This window comes from Caballeronia sp. INML3B, assembly GCF_023631305.1.
GTDB classification, from domain to species: Bacteria; Pseudomonadota; Gammaproteobacteria; order Burkholderiales; family Burkholderiaceae; genus Caballeronia; species Caballeronia turbans.
In genome coordinates, this window is sequence record NZ_JALQDI010000051.1 from 128,391 (window position 1) to 153,445 (window position 25,055).

General features: G+C 62.9%; 23 protein-coding genes and 1 pseudogene. 10 read left to right on the forward strand and 14 right to left on the reverse strand.

All coding sequences use genetic code 11. The features are described 5' to 3' along the window. Complete coding sequence (locus NCS58_RS23360; protein ID WP_250538891.1) at positions 1-1,098, reverse strand: aldose epimerase family protein; 1,098 nt, start codon at positions 1,096-1,098, stop codon at positions 1-3. Between the two features lie 203 nt (positions 1,099-1,301). On the opposite strand from NCS58_RS23360, the gene NCS58_RS23365 reads away from it, so the two are divergent. The 8 genes from NCS58_RS23365 (at position 1,302) to NCS58_RS23400 (ending at position 9,913) form a co-directional block, all read left to right on the forward strand. Then, positions 1,302-1,487: a hypothetical protein gene (locus NCS58_RS23365; RefSeq protein ID WP_061117276.1), complete on the forward strand. Its 186-nt coding sequence runs from the start codon at positions 1,302-1,304 to the stop codon at positions 1,485-1,487. 201 nt (positions 1,488-1,688) lie between these two features. Next, positions 1,689-4,298 (forward strand): PAS domain-containing protein, encoded by a 2,610-nt coding sequence (locus tag NCS58_RS23370; RefSeq protein ID WP_250477688.1) that lies wholly within the window; start codon positions 1,689-1,691, stop codon positions 4,296-4,298. Positions 4,299-4,346: 48 nt separating this feature from the next. Then, on the forward strand, positions 4,347-4,934 hold the full coding sequence (locus NCS58_RS23375; protein WP_061117134.1) for a peroxidase-related enzyme: 588 nt from the start codon (positions 4,347-4,349) through the stop codon (positions 4,932-4,934). A 6-nt stretch (positions 4,935-4,940) separates the two neighbouring features. Further along, complete coding sequence (locus NCS58_RS23380; protein ID WP_061117135.1) at positions 4,941-5,834, forward strand: LysR substrate-binding domain-containing protein; 894 nt, start codon at positions 4,941-4,943, stop codon at positions 5,832-5,834. A gap of 93 nt (positions 5,835-5,927) precedes the next feature. Then, the gene (locus NCS58_RS23385; RefSeq protein ID WP_061117136.1) at positions 5,928-6,677 is read left to right on the forward strand and encodes an SDR family NAD(P)-dependent oxidoreductase; all 750 of its coding nucleotides are present in this window, start codon (positions 5,928-5,930) and stop codon (positions 6,675-6,677) included. A gap of 57 nt (positions 6,678-6,734) precedes the next feature. After that, entirely contained in the window at positions 6,735-8,063 is a 1,329-nt protein-coding gene (locus NCS58_RS23390; protein ID WP_061117137.1) for an MFS transporter, read from the forward strand. A 27-nt stretch (positions 8,064-8,090) separates the two neighbouring features. Further along, a complete protein-coding gene (locus NCS58_RS23395) occupies positions 8,091-8,933 on the forward strand; it encodes a transketolase (RefSeq protein WP_061117138.1) in 843 nt (280 codons plus the stop codon). Then, the gene (locus tag NCS58_RS23400) at positions 8,930-9,913 is read left to right on the forward strand and encodes a transketolase family protein (protein ID WP_061117139.1); all 984 of its coding nucleotides are present in this window, start codon (positions 8,930-8,932) and stop codon (positions 9,911-9,913) included. The genes NCS58_RS23395 and NCS58_RS23400 overlap by 4 nt, the downstream gene beginning before the upstream one ends. A 42-nt stretch (positions 9,914-9,955) precedes the next feature. Here NCS58_RS23400 and NCS58_RS23405 read toward each other — a convergent pair whose 3' ends face one another. The 13 genes from NCS58_RS23405 to NCS58_RS23465 all read right to left on the reverse strand — a co-directional run bounded on the left by NCS58_RS23405 (position 9,956) and on the right by NCS58_RS23465 (position 23,144). Next, positions 9,956-10,537 carry a DUF2894 domain-containing protein gene (locus NCS58_RS23405; protein WP_061117140.1) on the reverse strand — a complete coding sequence of 194 codons (582 nt, stop codon included), beginning with the start codon at positions 10,535-10,537 and terminating at the stop codon, positions 9,956-9,958. Further along, entirely contained in the window at positions 10,530-11,177 is a 648-nt protein-coding gene (locus NCS58_RS23410) for an OmpA family protein (RefSeq protein WP_061117141.1), read from the reverse strand. Before NCS58_RS23410 ends, NCS58_RS23405 begins: the two co-directional genes overlap by 8 nt. Then, a complete protein-coding gene (locus NCS58_RS23415; protein ID WP_061117142.1) occupies positions 11,174-13,420 on the reverse strand; it encodes a DUF802 domain-containing protein in 2,247 nt (748 codons plus the stop codon). Before NCS58_RS23415 ends, NCS58_RS23410 begins: the two co-directional genes overlap by 4 nt. Before the next feature lie 10 nt (positions 13,421-13,430). Then, positions 13,431-14,117, reverse strand: coding sequence for a DUF3348 domain-containing protein (locus NCS58_RS23420; RefSeq protein WP_061117143.1), 687 nt, complete (start codon positions 14,115-14,117; stop codon positions 13,431-13,433). A gap of 107 nt (positions 14,118-14,224) precedes the next feature. Continuing rightward, positions 14,225-15,310, reverse strand: coding sequence for a linear amide C-N hydrolase (locus NCS58_RS23425; RefSeq protein ID WP_061117144.1), 1,086 nt, complete (start codon positions 15,308-15,310; stop codon positions 14,225-14,227). Positions 15,311-15,674: 364 nt separating this feature from the next. Further along, entirely contained in the window at positions 15,675-17,132 is a 1,458-nt protein-coding gene (locus tag NCS58_RS23430) for an alkaline phosphatase family protein (RefSeq protein WP_061117145.1), read from the reverse strand. Between the two features lie 144 nt (positions 17,133-17,276). Then, the gene (locus tag NCS58_RS23435; RefSeq protein WP_061117277.1) at positions 17,277-17,648 is read right to left on the reverse strand and encodes a GFA family protein; all 372 of its coding nucleotides are present in this window, start codon (positions 17,646-17,648) and stop codon (positions 17,277-17,279) included. Positions 17,649-17,677: 29 nt separating this feature from the next. Further along, the gene (locus NCS58_RS23440) at positions 17,678-18,070 is read right to left on the reverse strand and encodes a tautomerase family protein (protein ID WP_061117146.1); all 393 of its coding nucleotides are present in this window, start codon (positions 18,068-18,070) and stop codon (positions 17,678-17,680) included. Between the two features lie 102 nt (positions 18,071-18,172). Further along, positions 18,173-19,339 (reverse strand): ABC transporter permease, encoded by a 1,167-nt coding sequence (locus tag NCS58_RS23445; RefSeq protein ID WP_061117147.1) that lies wholly within the window; start codon positions 19,337-19,339, stop codon positions 18,173-18,175. Between the two features lie 9 nt (positions 19,340-19,348). Further along, positions 19,349-20,503: an ABC transporter permease gene (locus NCS58_RS23450; protein WP_061117148.1), complete on the reverse strand. Its 1,155-nt coding sequence runs from the start codon at positions 20,501-20,503 to the stop codon at positions 19,349-19,351. A 6-nt stretch (positions 20,504-20,509) separates the two neighbouring features. Further along, positions 20,510-21,202: an ABC transporter ATP-binding protein gene (locus NCS58_RS23455; protein ID WP_061117149.1), complete on the reverse strand. Its 693-nt coding sequence runs from the start codon at positions 21,200-21,202 to the stop codon at positions 20,510-20,512. Position 21,203: 1 nt separating this feature from the next. Next, positions 21,204-22,358: an efflux RND transporter periplasmic adaptor subunit gene (locus tag NCS58_RS23460; protein ID WP_250477689.1), complete on the reverse strand. Its 1,155-nt coding sequence runs from the start codon at positions 22,356-22,358 to the stop codon at positions 21,204-21,206. 231 nt (positions 22,359-22,589) lie between these two features. Then, positions 22,590-23,144, reverse strand: coding sequence for a hypothetical protein (locus NCS58_RS23465; RefSeq protein ID WP_250477690.1), 555 nt, complete (start codon positions 23,142-23,144; stop codon positions 22,590-22,592). Between the two features lie 316 nt (positions 23,145-23,460). On the opposite strand from NCS58_RS23465, the gene NCS58_RS23470 reads away from it, so the two are divergent. Both NCS58_RS23470 and NCS58_RS23475 read left to right on the forward strand, forming a co-directional pair. Further along, entirely contained in the window at positions 23,461-24,729 is a 1,269-nt protein-coding gene (locus NCS58_RS23470) for a LysR family transcriptional regulator (RefSeq protein ID WP_061117153.1), read from the forward strand. Between the two features lie 194 nt (positions 24,730-24,923). Further along, positions 24,924-25,055, forward strand: a pseudogene (locus NCS58_RS23475) (anti-sigma factor); the annotation flags it as partial.

The window sequence follows — 25,055 nt, forward strand, 5'->3', positions numbered from 1 at the left end:
CTAACGCACGCCGAATTTCCAGACCGTGATTTCGTGATACTCGTCACCCGGCTTGAGTGCGGTCGAGGGGAACGCCGGACGATTCGGCGAATCCGGGAAATGCCCGGCTTCGAGCGCGAAGCCATCCGTTTGCCGGTACGCCGTACCCGACGTGCCGATGGCGCTGCCATCGAGCCCATTGCCCGTGTAGAACTGCAGGCCCGGCTGCGTCGTGTAGACATCCAGCACGCGACCGCTCGACGGATCGTAGGCGCGCGCCGCGAAGCTCGGCTCGCCATTGCGCTGTCCGTTCTTGTTGAGCTTCCAGTTGTGATCGTAGCCGTGCGCATAACGCATCTGCTGATTCGACGAACGCAGCCGCGCGCCTATCGGTGTCAGCGCGCGCAAATCGAGCGGCGTATTCTCGACGCTCATGATCTCGCCGGTCGGAATCGAATCGGCACGCGTCGGCGTATAGCTCGATGCCGCGATCATGATGAGTTGCCCTTCGACACTGCCGCTACCCTCGCCCGCCAGGTTGAAGTAGCTATGGTTCGTGAGGTTCAGGACTGTCGACTTGTCCGTCTTAGCGCGATAGTCGATGCGCACTTCGTTGTCGTCCGTAAGCGTGTAGGTCACATCGACCGTGAGCGTGCCGGGAAAACCGTTCTCGCCATCGGGACTCACATAACGAAGTTGCACGCCCGCGCGCTGCGCGCCCTGAAACGTCCTGACCACGGTCCAGACTTTTTCGTCGAAGCCGTGCGGGCCGCCGTGCAACGTATTCGGCGGCTCGTTGACGGGCAGCTTGTAGCTGCGTCCGTCGAGCTCGAACCGGCCATCGGCGATGCGGTTCGCATAGCGCCCGATCAGACTGCCGAAGTGAATCTTGCCGTTGTACTTCTCGTAGTCGCCGAGGGAGCCGAAGCCGAGCACGATATCCGCGCGACGCCCGCGCCGGTCGGGGACATCGATTCGCGTCACGATGCCGCCATAGGTGACGCAGTTCATAGACACGCCCCGCGCATTCGAGAGCGTGTATTGAACGACCGCTTGCCCTTGCTGCGTCGCGCCATACGGTGTGGAAGTGATCGACGCCGCAAAGCCATGCAACGACATGAACGTCGCGCATGCAAGGGCGGCAAAACGGATGAGCGTTCGGTTGGTATCCGGCATAAGCGGCGTGAACAGAAGGCTGCTCGATATGGCTGTGAAATCACGCATGGAGCCGAACGCAGCATCGCCTATGCCTGATGAGGCCGGGCACGCACGATGCGTTCGCTTGTCGCATTCAGTTCGACGATGACGACAAGGAGCCTTTCATGAACGAACCAGCCGATCGTCCGACGCCACCGAAGCAGACACCCGACGATCCGAACGTGGCGGATCGCCGTCTGTCCGACGAACAAAAGGATTCAATGAAAAACGAACCGGAGCCGCCGAAGCGTACCGACGAAGGCAATAACACCAAGCTGCCGAATCCGAAGGACGTCGGGGAAGCGGGGTAGTCTTCGCGGGCCGCGGGTTATTCGTTAGATGAATCGGCGGTCCGCACGTACGAATTACATACGACGCTCGCTCGTATGAAATCTGCAATGGCACTTCGCGGCGTTGTCGAGCGCTTTTGTTGTATGGTATTCCGAAACTGTTGCAGCGTTCGAAGCCGCGCCCGGCGACGCGCCTCGCCGGAATAAGGAAGCACGACGCCCATGTACGATCCTGCTCACTTTTTGCCATCGTTCGTATGGCGCGCGACGCGAGACGGAGTGATTCAATACGCCAATCCGTGGGCGTGCCGCTATCTCGGCATCCCCTTTCCGGAACTGGTCGGGCGGCATTGGAATGCTTTTGTCCACCCCGACGACATCCCGCCGGTGCTCGACGCATTGCGGCAAATGCGCGACGGCACGCTTCTCCGCAATGTCGACGTGCGCCTTCTGCGCAACGATGGCGCGTTTCGCTGGCACACGTTGCATCTTCAGGCGCGGCGCGACGAGGAAGGACAAATCAGCGATACGGTCGGCGTCGCGATCGACATCCACGAATGCCGTCACGCCTGGGCGATGTACGAGGAGAGCGAGCGGCGACTGCAGGCCGCATTCGCCGGCGCACGCATGGGCGCATGGGAATGGGACATGAAGACGCGTGTCGTGCGCATGACCGCGCAGCTCGCCGCGCTCTACTCCTTTCCACCCGGCACCGACGCGGTGCTCCTTTCGGAAGTATGGGACCGCGTCGCGCCCGAACACCGCGAGCCGTTTCAGCGCAAGCTCACGGAAGCATTGCGTGACGGCGGCCCGTTCGAGTTCGACTTCATGCTCGAAGGCGATCAGGGACAACAACGCTGGCTGCGCATGCGCGGGCATCCCGAGTTCGACCGTCATGGCGTGCTCGCTCGCGTGTATGGCGTGAGCTTCGACATCAGCGCGCAGCGCGCCGACGAGGAACGCCTCAGTCTGTCGGAAAGGCGCTATCGCGCGCTTGTCGAAACGACGGGTGCGCTCGTCTGGTCCGCCGATGCGAAAGGCGGGATTCGTGCTTCGGGCGGCGAATGGGAGCAGTTCACGGGCAAGTCGCCGGACGTGCTGTCCGGCGGGGGCTGGCTCGACTACATCCATCCGGATGATCGCGAGCGCACGCATCAGGCATGGCTCGACGCACTGCGCGAAGGCGCCGCGCGCACGCTCACCTTCCGCATGTACCGGCGTGACGGACTCTATCGCATGGTGGAGGCGCACGCGGCGCCGCTTTACGACGACAAGGGCAACTTGCAGGAATGGTTCGGCACGACAACCGACGTCACGCCGCGCTATGAAGCGCAGGCCGCGATCGAAGCGCGCAGCCTGCGCCTGACGGTGGCGATGCAGGCCGCGAAGATTCATATCGCATCGCTCGAACTCGAGACGTGGACGCTCTTTCTCGAAACCGGCGGCGAGCGCCAGATCACCGAAACGCTCAGCTACGACGCAGCACTCGCCCGCGTGCATCCCGACGACAGTGCGACGCTCGACCGCTATGTGCGCAGCATTGCGGCAGGCGAAAACCCCGAGGGTCATTTCGAGTTTCGCGTGCGCAACCTGCACGGCGAACAATGGATGCAAGGCAGCGCCCTGCTCCAGCGCAGCAAGGACGGCAAGCCGCTGCGCATCATCGGCAGCGTGATCGACATCACCGAACGCAAGCACATGGAGCTGATGCTGCGTGAAGCGGGACGCCGCAAGGACGAGTTCCTCGCGATGCTTGCGCATGAGCTGCGCAATCCGCTTGCGCCGCTGCGCACGGCCCTCGCGCTGATGCAGAAGGATCAGGATGGCGACACGCATCTGCGTGAGCTGACCGACCTGATGCGCAGGCAAGTGGAGCACATGACCCGCATCGTCGACGACCTGCTGGAAGTCTCGCGTATCACGCAGGGACGCATCGCGCTGCAAACCGAACCGATTCTGGTCGGCACGGCCGTGTATCACGCGGTCGAGGCGATCGCGGGCATGGTCGAGTCGCGCTCGCAAACCATTCAAGTCGATGTATCCGATGCCACCACATGGGTATGCGGCGATCCCACACGCCTCTCGCAGATCCTCGTCAACGTGCTCAACAATGCGAGCAAGTACACGCCCGAGCAAGGCCGCATCACCGTGAGCGTGCAGGCGGACGAGGCATGGGTGTCGATCGTCATCGCCGATACGGGCACCGGCATTTCGGCCGATCTCCTGCCGAAAGTATTCGAGCTCTTCTCGCAAGGCGAGCGCACGCTCGACCGCTCGAACGGCGGCCTCGGCATCGGGCTGTCGCTCGTGAAGAAGCTCGTCGAGATGCATAAAGGCACGATCACCGTGCAAAGCCCCGGACCGGGACTGGGCACGACCGTCACCGTGCGGCTGCCGCGATTGCATCATCACGAAAGGCATTCGGCGCTCGCGCTCTCCGAGACGAGCATGCGCGAGACGCGCGCGGCGCTGCGCATTCTCGTCGTCGACGATAACCGCGATGCCGCCGATTCGCTCGCGATGCTGTGTGAATCGGAAGGACATGTCGCGCGTGTCGCGTACTCGCCGACGGAAGCGCTGGAGGCCGCGCCGCACTTTCAGCCCGATGTGGCGCTGCTCGATATCGGCCTGCCCGATATCGACGGCTATGAACTCGCGCGGCGCCTGCGTCGCAAAGGCGACACGACGCCCATGCTGATCGCGATCACGGGCTATGGACAGGCGGAAGACCGGTTGCGCGCGCAATCTGCAGGCTTCGATTATCACTTCGTGAAGCCAGTGAATGTGGACAGCCTGCTGAAACTCCTGTCGTCGCTGACGGTCGCGCGTTGAAGAGCCGCGCTCTACAATGAGCGTTCCATCCAGGTCTTCGAGGACGTCATGACGCCAAAGCCCATCAGCCGCTATCCCGTTCCCGATCCGCAAGACTGGCCGGACGATATCCGCGCCCGCATTCTCGACGTGCAGGAAAAGGCGGGCTTCGTGCCGAACGTGTTCCTCACGCTCGCCCATCGTCCCGACGAGTTCCGCGCGTTCTTCGCCTATCACGATGCGCTGATGCTGAAGGACGGTGGCCTCACCAAAGGCGAGCGCGAGATGATCGTCGTCGCGACGAGCGCGGTGAACGATTGCCTCTATTGCGTCGTCGCACACGGCGCGATTCTGCGGATCTATGAAAAGAACCCGCTCGTCGCGGATCAGGTCGCGGTGAATCATCGCAAGGCGGACATCACGCCGCGTCAGAAGGCCATGCTCGATTTCGCGTTAAAGGTATGTCGCGCGTCGGGCTCCGTGGACGACACCGATTTCGCCGCCCTGCAAGCGCATGGTTTCAGCGATGAAGACGCATGGGATATCGCGGCTATCACGGCGTTCTTCGGTTTGTCGAATCGCATGGCGAACGTGATTTCGATGCGCCCCAACGATGAGTTCTTCTTGATGGGGCGTGTGCCGAAAGAGCCGAAATAAGCACCCATGCGCCTGCCTCCGCTGAAATCCATCATCGCGTTCGAAAGCGTCGCGCGAACGAAGAGCGTGAACCGCGCCGCCGACGAGCTCGGCCTCACGCCCTCCGCCGTCAGCCATCAGTTGGCGAATCTGGAAAGCATCGTCGGGCGCCCGTTGTTCACGCGCCTGGGCCGCGGCCTCGTGCTCACGCCGACCGGCTCGCAATATCTCTCGGACGTCACCGGCGCGCTCGCCGAGCTGAACCGCGCAACCGAGCGCGCGTCGAGCGAAACGTCGGTCGAGATATTGCGGATTCATTCGAGCCCGAGCTTCGGTCTGATGTGGTTGCTGCCGCGTCTCGCCGCATTTCAGGAAGCGAACGGCGATATTCAGATGAATCTCGCGTGCTCATATGAGAATGTGTCGTTCACCTCGGGTTACTACGATATCGACGTGCGTCACGGCTACGCACACTGGACCGATGTCGAAGTGAAGACCCTGCGTCATGAGACCATCGCCCCGCTCGCTTCGCGCACGTATCTCGAACGCTTTCCTGTTTCTTCACCCGAGGATCTGCTCAACCGTCGCCTGATCTTTTCCGAATCGCCGCTCGTCCAGTGGCAGCAATGGTTCGGCAAGTTCGGCGTGGCGGTGAAGCGCAAAGCGTTCGATTTCTCCTTCGACCGCTCGTACATGTCGCTCGAAGCGGCCGCGCTCGGTCATGGCATCGCGCTGGAAAGCACGATGCTCGCGTCCGGTCATCTCGAACGCGGCTCACTCGTGCCCGTGTTCGGCAAGGAATACGCGGTTGAAGTCGACGCGCATCATCTGGTTTACCCGAGTCAGAACGCCGGATTGCCGCGCGTGGCCAAGTTTCTGCTGTGGATGGATCAGCAAATCGGGCGTCGCGGCGACACCTGAAAATTTCTCAGCAACAGTTGAACCAAACTGCGTTGATCGTCAGGTCAAAGGCGAAGAAACTGCGCCTACACCAGACAACCAACGGAGACAACGATGTTGCTCGACAACCAGGTAGTGATCGTCACAGGCGCGGCTTCGGCTCGCGGCATCGGCAAGGCAACGGCAAAGGCGCTCGCCGCGCAGGGCGCGCGCATCGTAGTGCTGGACCTGAAGGAAGCGGACGCGCAAAGCGCCGCGAACGATCTGGGCGAAGGTCATCTCGGCCTCGCCTGCGATGTCACCGACAAGGCCGCGTGCGTCGCGGCCGCCCGAGCGGCGATCGACAAATACGGGCGCATCGACGTGCTCATCAACAACGCCGGCATCACGCAGCCGATCAAGACGCTGGAGATCAGCGCGGATAACTTCAACGCGGTTATCGACGTGAATCTGCGCGGCACGCTCTACATGTCACAGGCCGTCATTCCGCAGATGAAGAAGCAGAAGAGCGGCAGCATCGTGTGCATGTCGTCGGTGTCGGCGCAACGTGGCGGCGGCATTTTCGGCGGACCGCATTACAGCGCGGCGAAGGCAGGCGTGCTCGGTCTCGCCAAGGCGATGGCGCGCGAATTCGGCGGCGATGGCATCCGCGTGAATTCGATCACGCCCGGCCTGATTCAAACCGATATCACTGGCGACAAGCTCACGCCGGACATGCGCGCGGACATCATCAAGGGCATTCCGCTCGCGCGTCTCGGCGATGCGGCGGATATCGCCAATGCATGCCTGTTTCTTGCGAGCGGCCTGTCGTCGTATCTCACTGGCGTGACGCTCGATGTGAATGGCGGCATGCTGATTCATTGATCGCACGCAATAGCGCACCCGGATAACCGGGGCGTCATAACATGGCTGGAGACATCTATGAAATCCAAACTCGCCGCATCGGCGGCAACGGCTGAATTCGCATCGTCCGAAGATGCAGGCAGCTTCGAGGCGAAGACCTACGCCAAGGTCGGACGCCGCCTCATCCCCTTCCTGATGCTGTGTTATCTCGGCGCGTATCTCGACCGTGTGAACGTCGGCTTCGCCAAGCTGCAGATGCTCAACGATCTGCGCTTCTCCGAAACCATCTACGGCATCGGCGCGGGCATCTTCTTCCTCGGCTACTTCCTGTTCGAAGTGCCCAGCAACGTCATCCTGCATAAAGTGGGCGCGCGCAACTGGCTCGCGCGCATCATGCTGACGTGGGCCGTGATCTCCGCGAGCTTCGTCTTCGTCAAGTCACCGACTACGTTCTATATCCTGCGCTTTCTGCTCGGTGTCGCCGAAGCGGGCTTCGCGCCCGGCGTGATTCTCTATCTCACGTACTGGTTTCCCGCAGCGCGGCGCGCCAAGGCGCTCTCGCTTTTCTTCATGGCAATTCCGCTCGCGGGTATCGTCGGCGGTCCGCTCTCCGGCTACATCATGCACGCGTTCCAGGGCATGCACGGGCTCGCCGGATGGAAGTGGCTCTTCATGCTCGAAGCGCTGCCCTCGCTTTTCCTCGGTGTCGCGATCCTGTTCTATCTCGACAACGGCATCGCCGGCGCGAAGTGGCTTACCGACAAGGAAAAGGCCTTGCTCAAGCGCAATGTCGAAAAGGACAACGCCCAAACGGTGAAGCATGTATCGATCGGCGCATTCATCCGCGATCGTCGTCTGTGGCTCATGGCCGCGATCTACTTCTGCGTCGTGCTCGGTCAGTACGGACTTACCTTCTGGCTGCCGACGATCGTGCGTCGCACCGGTGTAGCGGACCCGCTGTGGGTCGGCATTCTCACCGCGATTCCGTATCTCTGCGCGATCATCGCGCTGCCGCTGATCGGTGCGAGCGCCGACAAGCGCCGCGAACGCCGCCTGCATCTCGCGATTCCGATGCTCGTGTCCGCAGCCGGCTTCGCCACCTTGCCGATGCTCGGCAGCGTAGGCGCCTCGATCGTCTGCGTGAGTATTGCGGCGGCCGGCATTCTCGCTTCGTCGTCGCAATTCTGGTCGCTGCCTACCGCGGTGCTCGGTGGCATGTCGGCAGCGGCGGGCATCGCCGCGGTCAACTGCTTCGCCAATCTCGCGGGCTTCTTCTCGCCAGCGATCGTCGGCTGGCTCAACGACTTCACCGGCAAATCGACGGCGGGCCTGATCTTCATTTCTGTGGCGATCGTGCTGGGCGCGGTGCTCGTGTTCTTCGTGCCCGCCAAAACCGTCAATCGCTGATTTCAGCTTCAATCAAGGAGACAACACATGAATACCCCCGTCATCGAGGAGGTGACGCTCGCCGAGCGCGCCTACCGTATCCGTCGTAACGCCCTGCTGATGGGCGAAGTGCAGGGCCAGGGTTATATCGGCCAGGCGCTCGACATCGCCGATGTGCTGGCCGTCGCCTACTTCGGCGCGATGAACTACCGCCCTGAAGATCCCGACTGGGAAGAGCGCGACCGCTTCCTGCTCTCGAACGGTCACTATGCAATCGCGCTGTACGCCGCGCTTTTCGAAGCGGGCATCCTGCCCCAGGAAGAACTCGAAACCTATGGCAGCGACGACAGCCGTCTGCCGATGTCCGGCATGGCGAGCTACACGCCCGGCATGGAGATGTCGGGCGGATCGCTCGGGCAAGGACTCACGATCGCCGTGGGCCGATGCCTTGGCCTCAAGAGCAAAGGCTCGAAGTCCTTCGTCTACACGCTTTTCTCCGATGGAGAACTCGATGAAGGCGCGATCTGGGAAGGCCTCATGTCCGCTGCGCACTGGAAGCTCGACAACCTCATCGCGATGGTCGACGTGAACAATCAGCAAGCCGATGGCCCCTCGACGCAGATCATGGCGTTCGAGCCGCTCGTCGAAAAGCTCGAAGCGTTTGGCTGGTACGTGCAGCGCATCGACGGCAACGATATCGACGCCGTGAAGCAGGCCTTCGACAACGCACGCAATCTGAAGGACGCGAAGCCGCGCATCATCGTATGCGATACGAAGATGGGCTGCGGCGTGCCGTTCCTCGAACAACGCGAGAAAAATCACTTTATCCGCGTCGATGCCGATGAATGGCAACTGGCGCTTCAGGCACTCGAAGCAGGGAGACAAGCATGAGCACCCGTCTGAAAACTTCCGCGATGATCGCGTCGATTGCAAGCGAAGGACAGGTCACCCGGTCCGCGCCTTTCGGTAATGCGCTGGTCGAACTGGCGGGCACGAAGACGAACGTCATCGGCATGACGGCCGACCTCGGCAAGTACACGGACTTGCATATTTTCGCGAAGGAGTTTCCCGAGCGCTATTACCAGATGGGCATGGCCGAGCAATTGTTGATGGGTGCAGCGGCGGGCTTCGCGCATGAAGGCGCGCAGCCGTTCGTCACGACCTATGCCGTGTTCGCGACGCGCCGTGCGTATGACTTCATCCACCAGACGATCGCCGAAGACAATCTCGACGTGAAGATCGTCGCCGCGCTGCCCGGTCTCACGACAGGCTACGGTCCGAGCCATCAGGCCGCCGAAGATCTCGCCTTGATGCGCGCAATGCCGAACATGACCGTGATCGACCCGTGCGATGCGCTCGATATCGAGCAGATGGTGCCCGCCATCGCCGCGCACAAAGGGCCGGTGTATGCGCGCCTTCTTCGCGGCAACGTGCCCGCCGTGCTCGACGAATACGATTACCAGTTCGAATTGGGCAAGGCGAAGCTGCTTCGCGATGGCCGCGATGTGCTCATCATCTCGTCCGGCATTCTGACGATGCGTGCGCTCGAAACCGCCAAGGCATTGCAAGCCGACAACGTCGATGTCGCCGTGCTCCACGTGCCGACGATCAAGCCACTCGATACGGAAACGATCATCCGCGAAGCGAAGCGTTCGGGACGTCTCGTGGTGGTAGCAGAAAATCACACGACGATCGGCGGATTGGGCGAAGCAGTGGCGACGGCGCTGCTGACCGCAGGCGTAACGCCAACGTATCGTCAGATCGCGCTGCCCGATGCGTTCCTCGATGCGGGCGCGCTGCCTACGCTGCACGACCGCTATGGCATTTCGACCAATGTGATGTCGGCCACCATCAAGGGCTGGCTCGCCTGATGGACGAGCGCCGCGCAGTTCGATGAAACGCGCGGCGCTTGTTCACTTCTTCTTTCGTCCGCCCTTCTTCGCGCCCGCCGCCTCTTTCGCGACGATCACGCCGGGCCCGTTCATTTCTTCCATCCACGAAAGCGCGTCGGCATAGGCGAGGAATTGCTGGAAATAACCCGGCGATACTTCGCGCATGAGCGACAACGAACGATGTACGAGGCTGCTCGAATTGAGCGGTCCCGCATTCCTCGGAACGTGCGCGAGCGAATCGCGCAACTGCTTTTCCGCGCTGACTTTCGACCACACCGCGCGAAAGTATTCGAGCAACTCGGCGTGCGATGTCGCGTGCTTCGAAGACGGCTTCGCGATGTCATCGACCAGCGCAGCAAGCGGTCCGCGTTCGTCGGCATCGTGAGTTGCGGTGCGGTGCAATGCGGCACGCTCGATATCGGTGCGATAAGCATCGAGCAACTGCGCGAGGCGCGCATCGAGCTTGCGGCGCGTCTCGCCGTCGTAAGCCGCCGCGCGTTTGGCGAGCGCATCGATGAGATGAAAGCGCACGGGATTCGCGCGATCGTCGCCGTTCGCGCGCCATGCGTCGAGCATCGCACGTGCCGACGCTGCGTTATTCATGAGCCTTCACCGCGCCATCCGCGGGCCGCGGCACGGCTGAAATCTCGACGCGACGATTTTTCGCGCGCCCGACTTCATCGGCGTTCGAACTCACGGGCTGCTCCGACCCGAACGCCGCAGCGAACACCGACGAAGAAGGCACGCCCGCATCGATCAAAGCGCGTGTCACGGTCAACGCGCGTTTCGCGGAAAGCTCCCAGTTATCCGCGAAGCGCCGGTTGCCTTCGTGCACTTGTTGATCGTCGGCGAAACCGCTGACCATGAGGATCTCCTCATGCGCATGCAGATAGGCGCCGAGCGGCGCGGCCAGGCTCTTCAACACATCGCGGCCCTGCGGCTGCAACTGATCGGAATTGAGCGCGAAGAGCACGCTGCCGCTGATGCCGATGCGCCCGTTCACGAGCGTCACGCGTCCCGATGCGAGCGGCCCCGCGAGCGCCTGTTCCAGCGTCTGGCGGCGCTGCGTTTCTTCCTGGCGATGCTTCACCTCCTCGTCGAGCTTGTTCTCGAGCTGCAATTGCACGCCAATCACGCCGACGAGTATCAGCACGAACGCACCCAGCAGCACGGACATCAAATCGGCGAACGCCGGCCAGATCGGCGCGGCGTGTTCCGCGCCGCCGTCGATTTCCTCGTTCATGCCGCCCGCGCTCCGGCCGCGCGCTGTCCCGCGATGTGCTGCAAGTCCTCGACGATCTGCTTCTGCGACATCATGCTCAGATCGATGACTTCCTTCGCCTGCGCGACGTAATACGCGAGCTGTTCGTCGCTGCGTGCCAGCGATTTGTCGAGTGCGCTTTCGATACGTTCGAGATGCGCGACGAGCTTGTCGTTCGATTCGCCGAAGGACTGCACGGCCGCACCGAACGCGTCCGAGAGGCTCGCCATTTCGACCGCGCTCGTCGCCACTTGCGCGGCCATCGCGCCGAGCTTGCCGGCTTCGGCTTCGACCGTGCCGGTGAACTGTGCGCCGACGCGCTCGAGCAGCGTCGCCGATGTATCGACCAGTGCGTCGATCGCGGCGCGCTGCTCGTTCGATGCGTGATTCACGGCATCGAGCAGTGTTTCGACCGTGGCGAGCAGACGGCTGCGCTCGTCGAGCATCGCGGTGTCGCGGACCATCGAATCGGAAAGCTTCTGGCGCATTTCGGCGACGACTTCCGCTGCGGCCTTCGGTGCTTCCGATGCCGCCTGAACGAGCCGCTCGATCTCCGCGATGGTCGCGCTCGCGTGTGCCTGCGATTGCGCGGACATGTCGTGCGCGGTTTGCGCGAGCGCGTCGCAAATCTCTTTCTGACGATTCGCCGCCACCGCGCTCGTGTCCTGCCATTGCTCCCGCAACGAGGCCGCCATCGTGTCGAGCGCACCGCTCCATGCCGCGAGACGCGCTTCGCCGTGCTGCGCGAGTTCCGCGCGCAAGTCCGCATGCGATCGATCGACCGATTGCACGAGCGATGCCGCGTGCCGCTCGAAGCTGGCCGCTGCAGTCGTCAATGCGTTCTCGTTCTGCGCGGCGGTTTGCTCGCTGGCGCGCGCATGTTGCGCGAGCGCATCGCGCCATGTTTGCGACATGCTGCCCGTCGCGTTTTCCAGGCGCGCTGCAACAGCATCGATCAAACCGGATGAACGCGCTTCGAAGGTCTGTGCGAATTGCGCGAGCGATGCATCCATGCGTGCGACGAGCGCATCGCTCGATTGTGCATGCTTCGCAACCGACGATTCGAGTCCGCCCGACACGCGATCCATGTGCGCAGACACGCCTTCGACGAGATTCGCCGCACGCTGATCGAACGCAAGCGCGAAGCGATCGAGCGATCCGCCCATCTCATCGACGAGCGCCGCGCTCGATTGCGCGTGCTTCGAAAGCGATGCGTTCCAGATCTCCGCGACCTTCACCGACGATGCCTCGAAGCCGCTAGCCAAGCCTTCCAATTGACGCGCGACCGCTTGCTCGACGCTCCCGTGCAGCGAAGTGACTTCGCGCGCGATGCCGTCCATCGTCGCCTGCATGACGGGCTGCAACGCGGCGCTCGCGGCACGCGCGCTATCGGCGACGCTCTGCTTCAGCGACAACTCTACCGATGTAGCCAAACGCCGATACGACGTCTCCGCCTTCGCATGGAACGCATCCTGACTGGCGATCTGGCGTTCGCTCGCCGCGAGGCTCTGCTGCTCGATTGCCATCGTCATCGACTGAAGACGATCGACGAGCTTCGGCATCAATTCGGTCTGAAGCTGCAGCAGCTTGAACGTCTCCTCGCGTTGATGCGCTTGCGTGAAGGCGCGCAGCGTCGTTGCGATTTTCACGTCGAGCTGCTGCGTGACATGCAGGCGTTCACGGCGGCACAGCGCCGACAGCAGGCCGAGCATCGCGGAGGTCGCGACGCCCGCGATCGACGTGCCGAATGCGAAGCCGAGACCCGTGACCGGCGCGGAAAGGGACGCGCGGATGGCCGTCAGATCCGATGCGCTTTGCAACGCCGTGCCGGTGCCGCGCAGCGTCGCGACCATGCCGAGCAGCGTGCCCAGCATGCCGAGCAACACGAGCAGGCCGACGAGATACGGCGCGAGCACCGGACCGGGCAACGCCGCGCGCTCGCCTTCGATGCGCAGGCGCACGGCATGGCGCAAGCTCGGATGCAGGCTGTCGAGCCACACGGCGAGGCTGCGCGGCGCGCTCGCAAGTTGCGTGATGCGCTGTTCGAGCGAGACGGTGATCTGTTGATAGCGGCGTAATTCCGCCGCGCCCGCGAGATAGCATCCGGCGATCACGACCGTCACGGCGAACGCAATCGCGTTCGACGCGATATACGCAATGCCGATGCCCAAAACCGCGGCGAGGCCAATCGAGAAGACAGCGATATTCAAAAGATTTCGGGGCATAGCGAGCCAGTTAGCGGGGGCGAAGAGCCGCGAGCAAGCCTTCGATCGGTTGGAAACGAACATCGAGTTCGGCGAGCAACACGCTTTGCAGATCCTTGCGAAACACGTCGAGCCAGGTGTGGGCCGCGGATGTCTCCAGTGACGCGTGAGCGCTCTTCAGGCGCTCGAAATGCTTGCCGAGCAATGCGGGCACGTTGGCGAGCAGACCGCGCTCGCGCGCGCTCAGCGCCTGTTCCATGACGGCATCGACGACCGCGAGGCGCGCCATGTCCGGCGATCTGGCCGCGAGCATCGATCTCAAACGCGTACGCAGCGCGCCGATGTCGGATTCCATCGCCTGTTGCAGCGACACGTAACGCTGGCGAAACTCCGCATAATCGATGAGCGGCTCGTCCGGCGAAGGCTGCACGGGCGCACGATGCCTGCGGCGCGCAGCCGCTTCGTCGCGCGCGAACGCGCCGGCGAGAGAGGTCCGCACGCGCGCGCACTCTTCTTCCACGTCGCGAGGGGCGGATCGCGCGCCGGACATGGCGGGCGGATCGGTCGCAAGCGCGGTGGACAGCGCGATCGCGTCGGTCCAGCCGAGCCATTGACTCAGACGGTCCGCGAGCGATTGAGCGGGTTCGTGAACTTCGAGATCGGCAAAATGTGCCAGCAGCCGAACGAGCGCCGGGCCGCTGAATGCCGTGCGCTTCATGCCTTGCACAGTATCACCGGGGGCAAAAGGACACTATTTTACCTGCGCAGGCGAAATCGATGCCTCGTTTCTTGTCGAAACGGTGCAACGCGGCTGCGAACGTGGCCTCAGGGCGCCTTCGCAGGCATGAACGCGAACGGCTGTGTGGCGACGAAACTTCCCGCTGTCTCGCCAGAAAAAACCTGCCCCGCATCGATGGTCAGCTTCATCACCGGCGCGCCGGGATTCAGGTTGAGTTTTTTCAGCGAGACCCAGAACGTATCGGGCCGCGTCGCGGAATCGAAGTAATAGATCAGGTTCTGCTGATCCGACACGGTACGCCATATCGTCGACGATAGATTGGGCCGCTCCGGCGTGCTGATGCCGAGTGGCACGCTCACCGAACGCATCACGCTCATCACGCTCGCGACTGCCTGAAACGCATACGACTGCTGCGGCACGCCCGCCATGTAGTTCGGATCGGCCTGCTTCGGGATCGCATCGAGCAGGAAGGATGCGCGCACGAAGCGGTCCGCGGCGCGGTTCGTGCCGGGCAGGAAGCCCACGCCGCCCACGCTCTTCCAATACGTATCGATCGCAAGTTGTTCATCGTAGATCGGCGAGTTGGTCATCACCTTGTACTTCTTGCCCTGATGGATGATCAGCTTGCCGTTGATGTATTCGAAGATGGCAGAATCGCCGCGCGCATCCGACAAGGAGAGATGAATCGTCAGCGGCTTGCCGTTGGGCAGCGGCGGCGCGATGATCTGGAACGGCTCGCGCGACAGCACATACACCGCCTGCCCGACGGTCGCGAAGTTATCGAGCGCGTATTGCGCCCACAGGCTAATCGACATCGGATCGCGCTTCGGATCGGGCTTGCCGTAATCGGTTTCCGCGAGATAAAGCGCATTGGCGACGAGTCCGCGCTCGTTCATGCCGTCGACCGTGCCGATCTCATAGCCCGACACCACCACGCTGCCGTACTTCGATTTCCATTTGATCGAGCGCGGCCCCGCATTGCCATCGCGCTCGATGCCTGCGGGCATCACCCAGAGGTTCGAGCGCATGTCCTCGGACCAGTCCATCGACCGGCCTGTTATCACGAGGCCCTTGTCGCCGACATACAGTGCGCGCGTGCAGGCAAGCGCGAGTGACGTGGAGAGCAATGCAAGCGCGGCGAGGCACGCGATCTTTCGAGTCAGACGGGTCATGGCCGTGTTCCTCATCCGGTTGTGCAGGTTAGCGCTATAAGCCCGCGTGAGCGACAAGTTACTGGACCCGCGCCCTTTCGTCAAAGCATCGCATTGCTGCGCTTTTTGAAATTGCATGCGCCCTGAATCGCAATGTCGATTGCATGAGGCGGTGTTTCGCGTAGATCCACGACACGGCTCAAATAAACATCGAGTTCAGGTATGCGTTCGTATATTGATGGGATCGAAGCGGGCGAAGCGCACGCGAAGTCGCGTGCGCTGAAGACAAGCGGCGTCTATCGAGTTTCAGTGCGTATGACGCTCGGGTTCGAACGGCCTCTTTAGCGCGTGAACAGCGCCGCGCGCGAGAGGCCCCGGGGCCGCGTCATCGTGAAGGAAATCCCGACGCGATCGCCTTGGCGCGTAAGTCGGCGAAGCGGCCGCCCGGCGTCGGCGTCTGCGATGCGCCTTCCGCTGCCTGCGATTTGTCGACGGTGCCGAGGCCCGTTCCGGTCACCGGCGTGGTCGAGCATTGCAGGCCGTACGGCCCTTGCGCCACCGTCAGGGCGGGCGCATCCGTGCGCGGCGCGTCGCTCAGATCGAGTGCATAAGCCATGTTGAACGTGGCCGGATCGCTCGCTCGCGGGCCCAGCGGATCGAGCCCGAAGCGCCACGCGAGCAGTTGATGAATCGAGCTCGGATCGAAGGGATAGCGCGCCACGTTGTTTGCGCGCACGCGCGGCCCGAGCAGCATGCACGGCACGCGAAAACCGAGGCGTCCATCGTTGCCGAGTGCCTGCTCCGCCGACGACACCGGCCTGACCGGCGGCGCGACATGCTCGAAGAAGCCGCCCCACTCGTCATAAACGACGATCATGAGCGTCGTGCTCCAGTTCGGGCTCGTGCGCAGCGCTTCATAGATTTGCGAGAGCAGCGCCTGGCCATTGCGCACATCTGCATGCGGATGATCGTCGTTCGAGGTGCCGTTCGCCTCGCCGCCGAAGCTCGGATCGACCATGCAGAACGACGGCAGATTGCCGCTGGCCGCATCGGTCAGGAAGTCGGCAAAGAGCTTCGAGCGATCGACATAGCGCGTTCCGTAAAGCGCCGTGAACGGCACGTCGTGGAAGTAGTACTTCGACGAGACGTTCTTCGCGTCGAGGCGATCCCAGATCGTCGATAGCGACGAGGTGTCGAGCGTGTCGCTCAGGCGATCGGTCTCGCCGCTATGCAGATAGACCCGGTTCGGAAACGTGTCGGCGAGAATGCCGCTCATGTAGTAGTCGCAGACGGTGTATTGCGTCACCGCCTGGCGATAGAAGTCGAGATCGCTGCCCGTGAAGTAACCGATCGGCAGCAGATCGCCGCGCGTCTTGTTCGTGTCGGGCGTGAGCAGGAAGCCGTTCATCGCGCCGTTCGCGAGATGCGTGCGCCCTGCGTCGTATTCGTGATCCGGGTCCGCGAACTGGCAGCCCTGAAAACCATAGGCCGCGTTGGCCGACAGCGAAAACGTCGGATGCGCCTCGCCGAATGCATCGGTGAACTGCCTGCCCGCCTGCACGCCCTCGACGCCCGGCACCCAGCCGAGCAGGTGGTCGAAGGAGCGGTTCTCCATCGTGACGAGCACGATGTGATCGATGCCCGATGTCGCCGGCGCGGGCAACGCGGGGCGCGGCAGATTTGCGCGATCGGGCGGAATGTCGCCGATGGGACTCTTCGGCGTGACAGTGCCGGAGTCGTCGTCGCTGCCGCCACCGCAGGCGGACAGCATGGCGGTGCTGGCGAGTGCGGCAAGCAGGCGGCGGCGTACTGCGTCGGGTTCGTTCGAGGTTTTCTTGACCATGACGGCGCACCATGTGAGTGTCGTTATCGAACGCCGTTCGTCTGCAAACTCGGTTGCGCTTCGACGCATCGCACGCGAACGGCTTGTGGGTGCCGCGATATAGCATGCGGCGTTCCCGGCGACTTCACTCACACGGCCGCGCCGCTATGGTTTTCCGACGACCGAGTGGCTCGCGCCGTCCGCGACGGGCGCCTCGATCGAATAGGCATCGACGCCATCGATGCAGCCGAGGTTCACGCGCCAGTTGTCGGGATTCGAGCGCGTCTGATGGAACGTGTAAATTCCACAGTGCTTGCAGAAGAAATGTTTTGCGACTTGCGTATTGAACTGATAGAGCGTGAGTTCGCTTTCGCCTGAAAGGATGCGCAGTTTGTCCCTGGGGAACGGCGGCGACATTACCGCGCCGCGCCGCCGGCACAGGCTGCAATTGCAGCGCACGGCCGGCTCGGCCGGCGTCTCGACTTCGAAGACCACCGCACCGCAATGGCACGCGCCTTTCAGGATCGTCGGGTTGATCACGGGTCTGCCTCCTTCGCGGTTTCTTCTCAGGCCGCGTCCTCCACATATTGTGCGAGTCCGCGTCCGAACGACCAGTCCTCACGGCGATTCGGCGCAAGCACGATCAGCACGTCCTCGGGACGCAAGCCCGGCGATCTCGCGAGCTTCGCCGCCAATGTCGTGTAGAACGTCTTCTTCGTCGCCGTGTCGCGCCAGTCGCTCGCGGTGATGTGAATGAACACGAGGTCATCGCTACGCTCGACCCCGAGATACCCGGGATCGTAAATGAAGTCGTCGCGGTCGTGCTCCTGTATCAGCTGGAAGCGGTCGTCGGCCGGCACCTTGAACGCTTCGACGAGCGCCTCGTGGACGCTGTTCGAGATCGCGCGGATATGATCGCGCGGTTTGCCCTTCACGAGCGAGATTCTGACGAGCGGCATGAGGATTCTCCTTCGAAAGCCGGTTGAGCCAGCACCACTCTACGCCGCACTATGAATGCTGAAAATTCAATAGTTCTGCATCGACCGTTCGGGGAAACTGAATCATCGCGCCCGCAAGGCGTCGACGATGTTCATCCTCGAAGCCCGCAACGCCGGCAGGAAGCCGCCGACCAGTCCCATCACGAGCGAGAAGCCGAGCGTCCTCGCGATGACCGAAGGCGTCAGCATGAATCGGAATGAGAGGTCCGCGAAGGTCTGGAAATTCGTGGTCGAGAACGAAGCGAACTGCATCAGCGCCGCGCAGCACAGCCCCGCCACACCGCCGACCAGCCCGAGCAGCAACGCTTCGAGCAGGAACGCGCCGAGCACGTCGAAGCGCTTGAAGCCGAGCGCGCGCAACGTGCCGATCTCCGCGACGCGATTGGCCACCGACGCGTACATCGTGATCATCGCGCCGATCATCGCGGCGATAGAAAAGATAATCGACAGCGTGAAGCCGAGGATATTGATGAACGTCGACAGCGCCTTCGACTGATCGCCGTAGAAGACCTGCTCGCGCTTCGCCTCGTCGGCGAGACGCGGGTCCACGTCGATATCGGCTTTGAAGCGCTCGAACGCATCGCTGCGCGCGAGCCGCACGACCATCGACGAAAAGCTCGTGCGCCGGAACGACTGCATCAACTGATCGACGTCGCCCCAGATTTCCGAATCGAAACCACTGCCGCCCGCATCGAAGTGACCCACGACGGTCCAGTCGCGCTGCGCGAAGCGCAGATGATCGCCGATGCGCGTGCCGCCGAATCCCTTCGCGATGCTGCTCCCGACGATGATCTCCGACGACCCGCGCCTGAACATGCGCCCCGCCGTGAGCTTCACTTGCGGACGCAGTTGCACGCCCATCGGCGACACGCCGCGGATCACGACGTTCGCGGGCGTGTTCGAGCCGAGCTTGGTGAGCGAAATCAGCACCACGGTTTCCTTCGATGCGAGCGGCTCGCCGTCGCCGTTCATCGCGACCGATGGATGCATCTGCATCACGTTCGCCTGATTGCGGTCGATCGCGCTCTGGATCTCCGTTTCCGCGCCCTTGCGGATCACGACGACATTGTCCGCTTCACCGGTCGAGACGAGCGTCTTCTTGAGGCCCGCGTCGAGCATCAGCACGGTCGCGAACACGAACACGACGAGCGCGAGACCGCCCGCGGTCAGCATCGTCGTGAGCCGGCGCGCCCAGAGATTGCGTGCGACGTAGGAAACGGGAATGGCCATCGCGCGTCCTCAGCCGATCGCCCGAAGGCCTTCGACAATGCGCACGCGGCTCGCCTGCACCGCCGGCACGATCGCCGCCGCCATCGCCACGGCGAACGCGCACGCGGCCTGCAACAGCATGGTCTCGTGCGACACCATGAAGACCGGAAACACGCCGCCCGTCGCGCGCTTGAAGACTTCGGCCATTGGCGGCGTCGCCAGAATGCCGATGCCGCCGCCGATCGCGCAGATCGCCATCGATTCGCCGAACACGAGCATCGACAGGAAGCCAGGACCGAAGCCGAGCGCCTTCAGCGTCGCGTATTCGGTGATGCGCTCACGCGCGCTCATCGCCATTGCGTTCGCCATCACCGCCATGATGATGAGGATGACCACGTACGACACGACGCGTATCGCCGCAATGATCTGATTGGACATGGCGACGAAGCCGAGTTGGAACGCCTGCTCCGTTTCGGTGAGCGTTTCGGCAAGCGAGTTCTTGAAGACGCTGTCGATGTTGCGCGAGACGGCCGCGGCTTCGTCCGGGTCACGAATGCCGACCACATACACGCCGACCTGATCCACGGTGCGTTTGGTCGTCTTGCGGATCGTCTCGTTCAAATAGTCGTAGTGAAAGATGAGTTGCCGCGTGATCGTCGATTCCTCGCGGCCTTCCATGATGCCGCGCACGACGAAGTCCCATGTTCCCGGATAGATCGTGCCCTTGAGCGGAATGACGTCGCCGACCTTGAAGCCATATTGATCCGCGAGTTGCCGGCCGATGAGCGCGCCCTTGCGATCGCGCTGATAATCGGCGCGTTGCTGATCCGGAACGATGAACTCGGGATAGAGATCGAGATAATTGTCGGACACGGCGAACTGCGCGAAGAAGTTCTTCGGGTCGCGATAGACGCCGCCGAACCAGTTCGAACGTGCCACGAGCGTCACGCCATCGACGCCGCGGATGCGGTTCTCGTATGCGAGCGGCAAGGGAAACACGAGCGAGATCGCATTGCGCGTGACGAGCCGCGCATTCGATGCCGCCGCCGCGCCCGCGTACCACGCGTCCACGACCGTGTGCAGCAGGCCGTAAGCGAGCACGGCGATCGTGAGACCGAGCACCGTCAGCGTGGTGCGCAGCTTGTGCCGCAGCGCGTTGCGCAGGATCAGCTTGAGCACGAACATGATGGTCTAGCGCGCGGTTCCATCGATCAGTTCCCCCTTCTCCAGATGCACGAGCGCCTTCGCCGCGCCCGCGGCGTGAGCATCGTGCGTCACCATGATGATGGTCTTGCCGAGCTTGTCGTTCAGGCGTTGCAGCATCGTGAGGACATCGGCGGCGGAGTTGCGGTCGAGATCGCCGGTCGGTTCGTCGGCGACGATCAGCTTCGGGTCAGTGATCAGCGCCCGCGCAATCGCGACGCGCTGCTGCTGCCCGCCCGAGAGCTCCGATGGATAGTGGCTCATGCGGTCCGCCATGTTGACCATGTCGAGGACCATCGCGACGCGCTCGCGCCGCTCCTGGCGCGTGAGGCGCGTCAGCATCAACGGCAATTCGACGTTCTCGAATGCGGACAGCACCGGCATCAGGTTATAGAACTGAAAGATGAAGCCGACGTTCGCCGCGCGCCAGTCCGCGAGCGCGGCTTCGGGCAGTCGCGTGATATCGAGTCCGCCGACGAGCAGCTCGCCGCTATCGGGCCGGTCGATGCCCGCGATCAGGTTGAGCAGCGTGCTCTTGCCCGAACCCGATGGCCCCATCAGCGCGACGAAATTTCCTTCCGCGATGGATAGCGTGATGTCGGTCAGCACCGGCACCGTCTGCACGCCGCGCCGGTACGACTTGACGACGTGGCTGATCTGAACGAGAGGCGTCGTGCTCACGCTATTTCTTCGCCAGCGTGACTTTCGCGCCGTCCCTGATCTTGTCGCCGGGCGCGAGGACGAGCACATCGCCGGGCTTCACGCCCTGCACGGCCAGCAGATCGCCGATGCGCTCGCCCGTCGTCACGGGCACTTCGCGCGCGGTGTCGCGCTCGACGATGAAGACCACCTTCTTGCCGTCGCGCGTGACGACAGCCGCCGGCTGCACGGCGACGACCGCCTTCTTGTCCTCCGGCGGCACGGGCTTCGACAGGAACGCGACCTTCGCGGACATATCGGGCAGCACGCGCGCGTCGCGCTCGACGAAGCGCACTTTCACGAGCACGGTGGCTTTGGAACGATCGACCGTCGGCACGATGCGCGACACGCGGCCCGCGAAGCGCACGTCGGGCAGCGCGTCGAGCTGGATTTCGCACGGTTGCTCGACGGCGATGCGCGAGATGTTCGACTCGGCGACATCGGCTTCGACTTCGAGCGTTTTCATGTCGGCGATGGTCACGACCGCGCCCTTGCTATCCGACGCCGACGAGAAAGGCGTGATGTTGTCGCCGACATTCGCGTGTTTCTCCAGCACGACGCCGTCGAAAGGCGCGCGGATCACAGTCTGATCGACGGCCACTTGCGCGGCCTGCGCGTTGGCCTGGGCCGAAACGATCGCGGCTTCGTCGCTGTTGATGGACGCTCTCGCCTTGTCGTAGCGGGCGAGCGCGGCGTCGTATTGCGTCGCGGGAATGGCCCCTTGCGGGGCGAGGATCTTGTAACGAGCGAGATCGACTTCCGCGTTCTTCAGCTCGGCGCGCTGAAGCTCCAGATTGGCCCGCGCAACCTTGACCTGTGCCTGTGCCTGCGCGAGCGACGCGGCCACGTCATTGCTCTCGAGCCGCGCGATGATCTGACCTTCCTTCACGGGCGTGCCTTCGAGCACGCCGAGCCATTCGACGCGCCCTTGCCCCTTCGACGCGACCGCCGCCTTGCGCTGCGGCACGACATAGCCCGTAGCGTTCAGCAGCGTATAGCTCTGCGACGGATACACGGATGTGACCGTGGCGGTCTCCACGGCCTGCGGGCCGGCGAGACGAAACGCGACGGCGGCGAGCGCGATCAGGATCGCGACGATGACCGCGTATCGAAGCCAGTTGCGCCGGCGCCGCGGCATCGTCCCGGACGGTCCCCGGTCGATTTTGAGTTTTGCGAGATCGTGTTCAGCCAATTTTTGGACGTGCGCCGCCGGATGGTCCTGCGGATCGGGATGCGGTGGAGGGATGGTCAGTATAGCGCCGAGACTTGCTGCGCTTACGAAGTCTTTACTTGACTATTGACACCCCACAAGCCCTGCGCCGGCTTCGGATCGGGCGCGCCGTTATCCATCGATTTACACACCTCTTCTCTATTCGCAACGGAAGGCGATCACGCCCGCTATTTCGGTTGCAAGCCCGACAAAGCGGTTGTACTCCTCGAACGGCGTCAGACGATCGGCGATGGCATCGGTCGAACCTTCCCGTACGAACACGTCGAGCATGTCCTTCACCGCCTTGTGCGTCGCGAGCATCGGTTCGATGGGGCTCAACGTGTAATCGAAGCCCATTTCGTAGGCGTCTTTCATCGAGACACAAGGACTCTTTCCGGTAAGGGCCTGATTGAAGAGAATCGGCTTGCCGAGCGGCTTCAGACGCCGCGTGAGCTCGCGCATATGCTCGATGCTTTCCGGCGCGTCGATGACGGCCATCGACGATGTGCGCGGCCGTGCGCAAGTCCTCGATACGGCTGTTCGTTCATGAACCGATGAACACACGATCCACGGCGAGTTCATCGTGATGCCGTCCCGCGTGCGCGCCCATGCTCGGAACAGGTGCGCCGCGTGCGGGAATTGACGCTGCGGCTGATTGAACTCGACGAATCGCAAGCGCGGGAACTGCGCGCAATCGTCAACGCGTTGCGGCAAGGCGATGTGTCGTCGGCACAAGCGCTATGCCGCAAGAATCGCGGGCGCAATCTTCAGACCCAAATCGAAGCGTTGCAACGCCTCAGGATTCTTGACGTCTGATCGTGAGCACGATGAGATCCGCATCGAGGCGATCGGCTTCATCGGCGATCAGGCGCCCGATGCGCAAGCCTCCGATCATTGGACGAGCCGTTGCGGGCGTCCGTCGTTCAATTCATGTGATCGGCGCCGACAATTAGCGGAAGGTGAGCGTGCGCATCGAAAGAGGTTACGATGCGATAAATCAAACTGATGGGATGCTCATTCGCCTTTCGCCATGAACGATCGTGAACTGCTCAACCTCGCCTATTTGCGCGCGTTCCGTCTCGTTGCGCAGATGGGCAGCGCCACGCGTGCCGCCGCCGCGCTGTTCCGCGCCCAATCGGCAGTCACGCGTTCCCTGCAGGAACTCGAGGCGGCGGTCGGCGAGACGTTGCTGGAGCGCCGTCCGTCGGGCATGCTGCCGACGCCCGCGGGACGCGCCGTGCTGTTGCGCTGCCAGCGCATCTTCGCGGAACTGGAAGAGCTGGCGCAATGGTGCGCGACGCGTCAATCGCGCCGCCGAACCGCGCCCGGAGGCACGCTTCCCGCCTTTCTGCTCAACACGCGGCGGTTGCAATTGTTCTCCGCGCTAGCGCGCCATCGGCATATGCCGAGCGCGGCGCAGACATTGGGCCTCAGTCAGCCGGCTGTCAGCAGCGCGATCCGCATCATGGAAACGGGCTCGGGCATGCAACTGTTCTATCGCAGCCCGCGCGGACTGCTGCTCACGAGCGAAGGCGAAACCTTCGTGCTGCACGTGCGCCGCGCGCTAAACGAACTGCGCCATATCCCCGATGATCTCGCGGCTTTGCGGGGCACGATTCAGGGCTATGTCACGGTCGGCGCGCTGCCGCTCGGCAGAACGTTGATCCTGCCGGGTGCTATCGCGCGCGTGGCCGCGCAATATCCGGGCGTGCGCGTCGTGACCGACGAGAGCGCTTATGAAACGCTAGTCGCGGGACTGCGCGCGGGCGATATCGACTTCGTGCTGGGTGCACTGCGTCAGAACGATGCGTCGAGCGGTCTCGTGAATGAGCGCATGATGTCGGAAGACATCGTCGTGCTCGCGCGTCGCGGGCATCCGCTCGCGAGTGTGAGCGGTTTGACGCTCAAGGATCTGATTGCCGCGCAATGGATCTTGCCGCGCAGTCAGGCGCCCGCGCGGGGCATGTTCGAGGCGCAGTTCAAACGCGGGAAACTCAAGCCTCCGATGCCGACCGTCGAGACTGCCGATCTCGCTGTCATCCGCGGCCTCTTGATGCATACGGACATGCTCGCGGCCGTGTCGGCACAGCAATTGCACTACGAATGCGAATCAGGCCAGCTTGTCGTGATGGACATTCCCCTGCACAACACGCGGCGGGAAATCGGCCTTACGATGCGCGCGGGCGGCACGCCATCGCCGGCGGCACGGGCGCTGATCGATGCGATCAGATTGACTGTCGATCAACTCGGGCATGAACTGCGCCGAGCATCGCCCAACATCGTTCGAGTGCCTATCTAAATCGTTTATCGCCTTGTCGCATCGTTTCCTGGTGCGATCACCGCAGAGAAAAGGGAGAGGCAATGGACGAACAGCAATGGATTGCAATGGATGCGTATTTGTGCGATCGAGCGCAAACGCAGGATGAAGTGCTAGACGCAGCCCTTACGTCCAGCACGGAAGCGGGATTGCCTGCGATCAACGTCGCGCCGACGAGCACGAACACCACCGCGTTCAGGCTGTATCAAGACGGTCCAGTGAACGTGTTCTACTGCAGCGATCACAACGTGATGCTCGAGCCGGCGCACGATGTGTACGCGCACCTGACGCCATCGACGCCGGGTTGA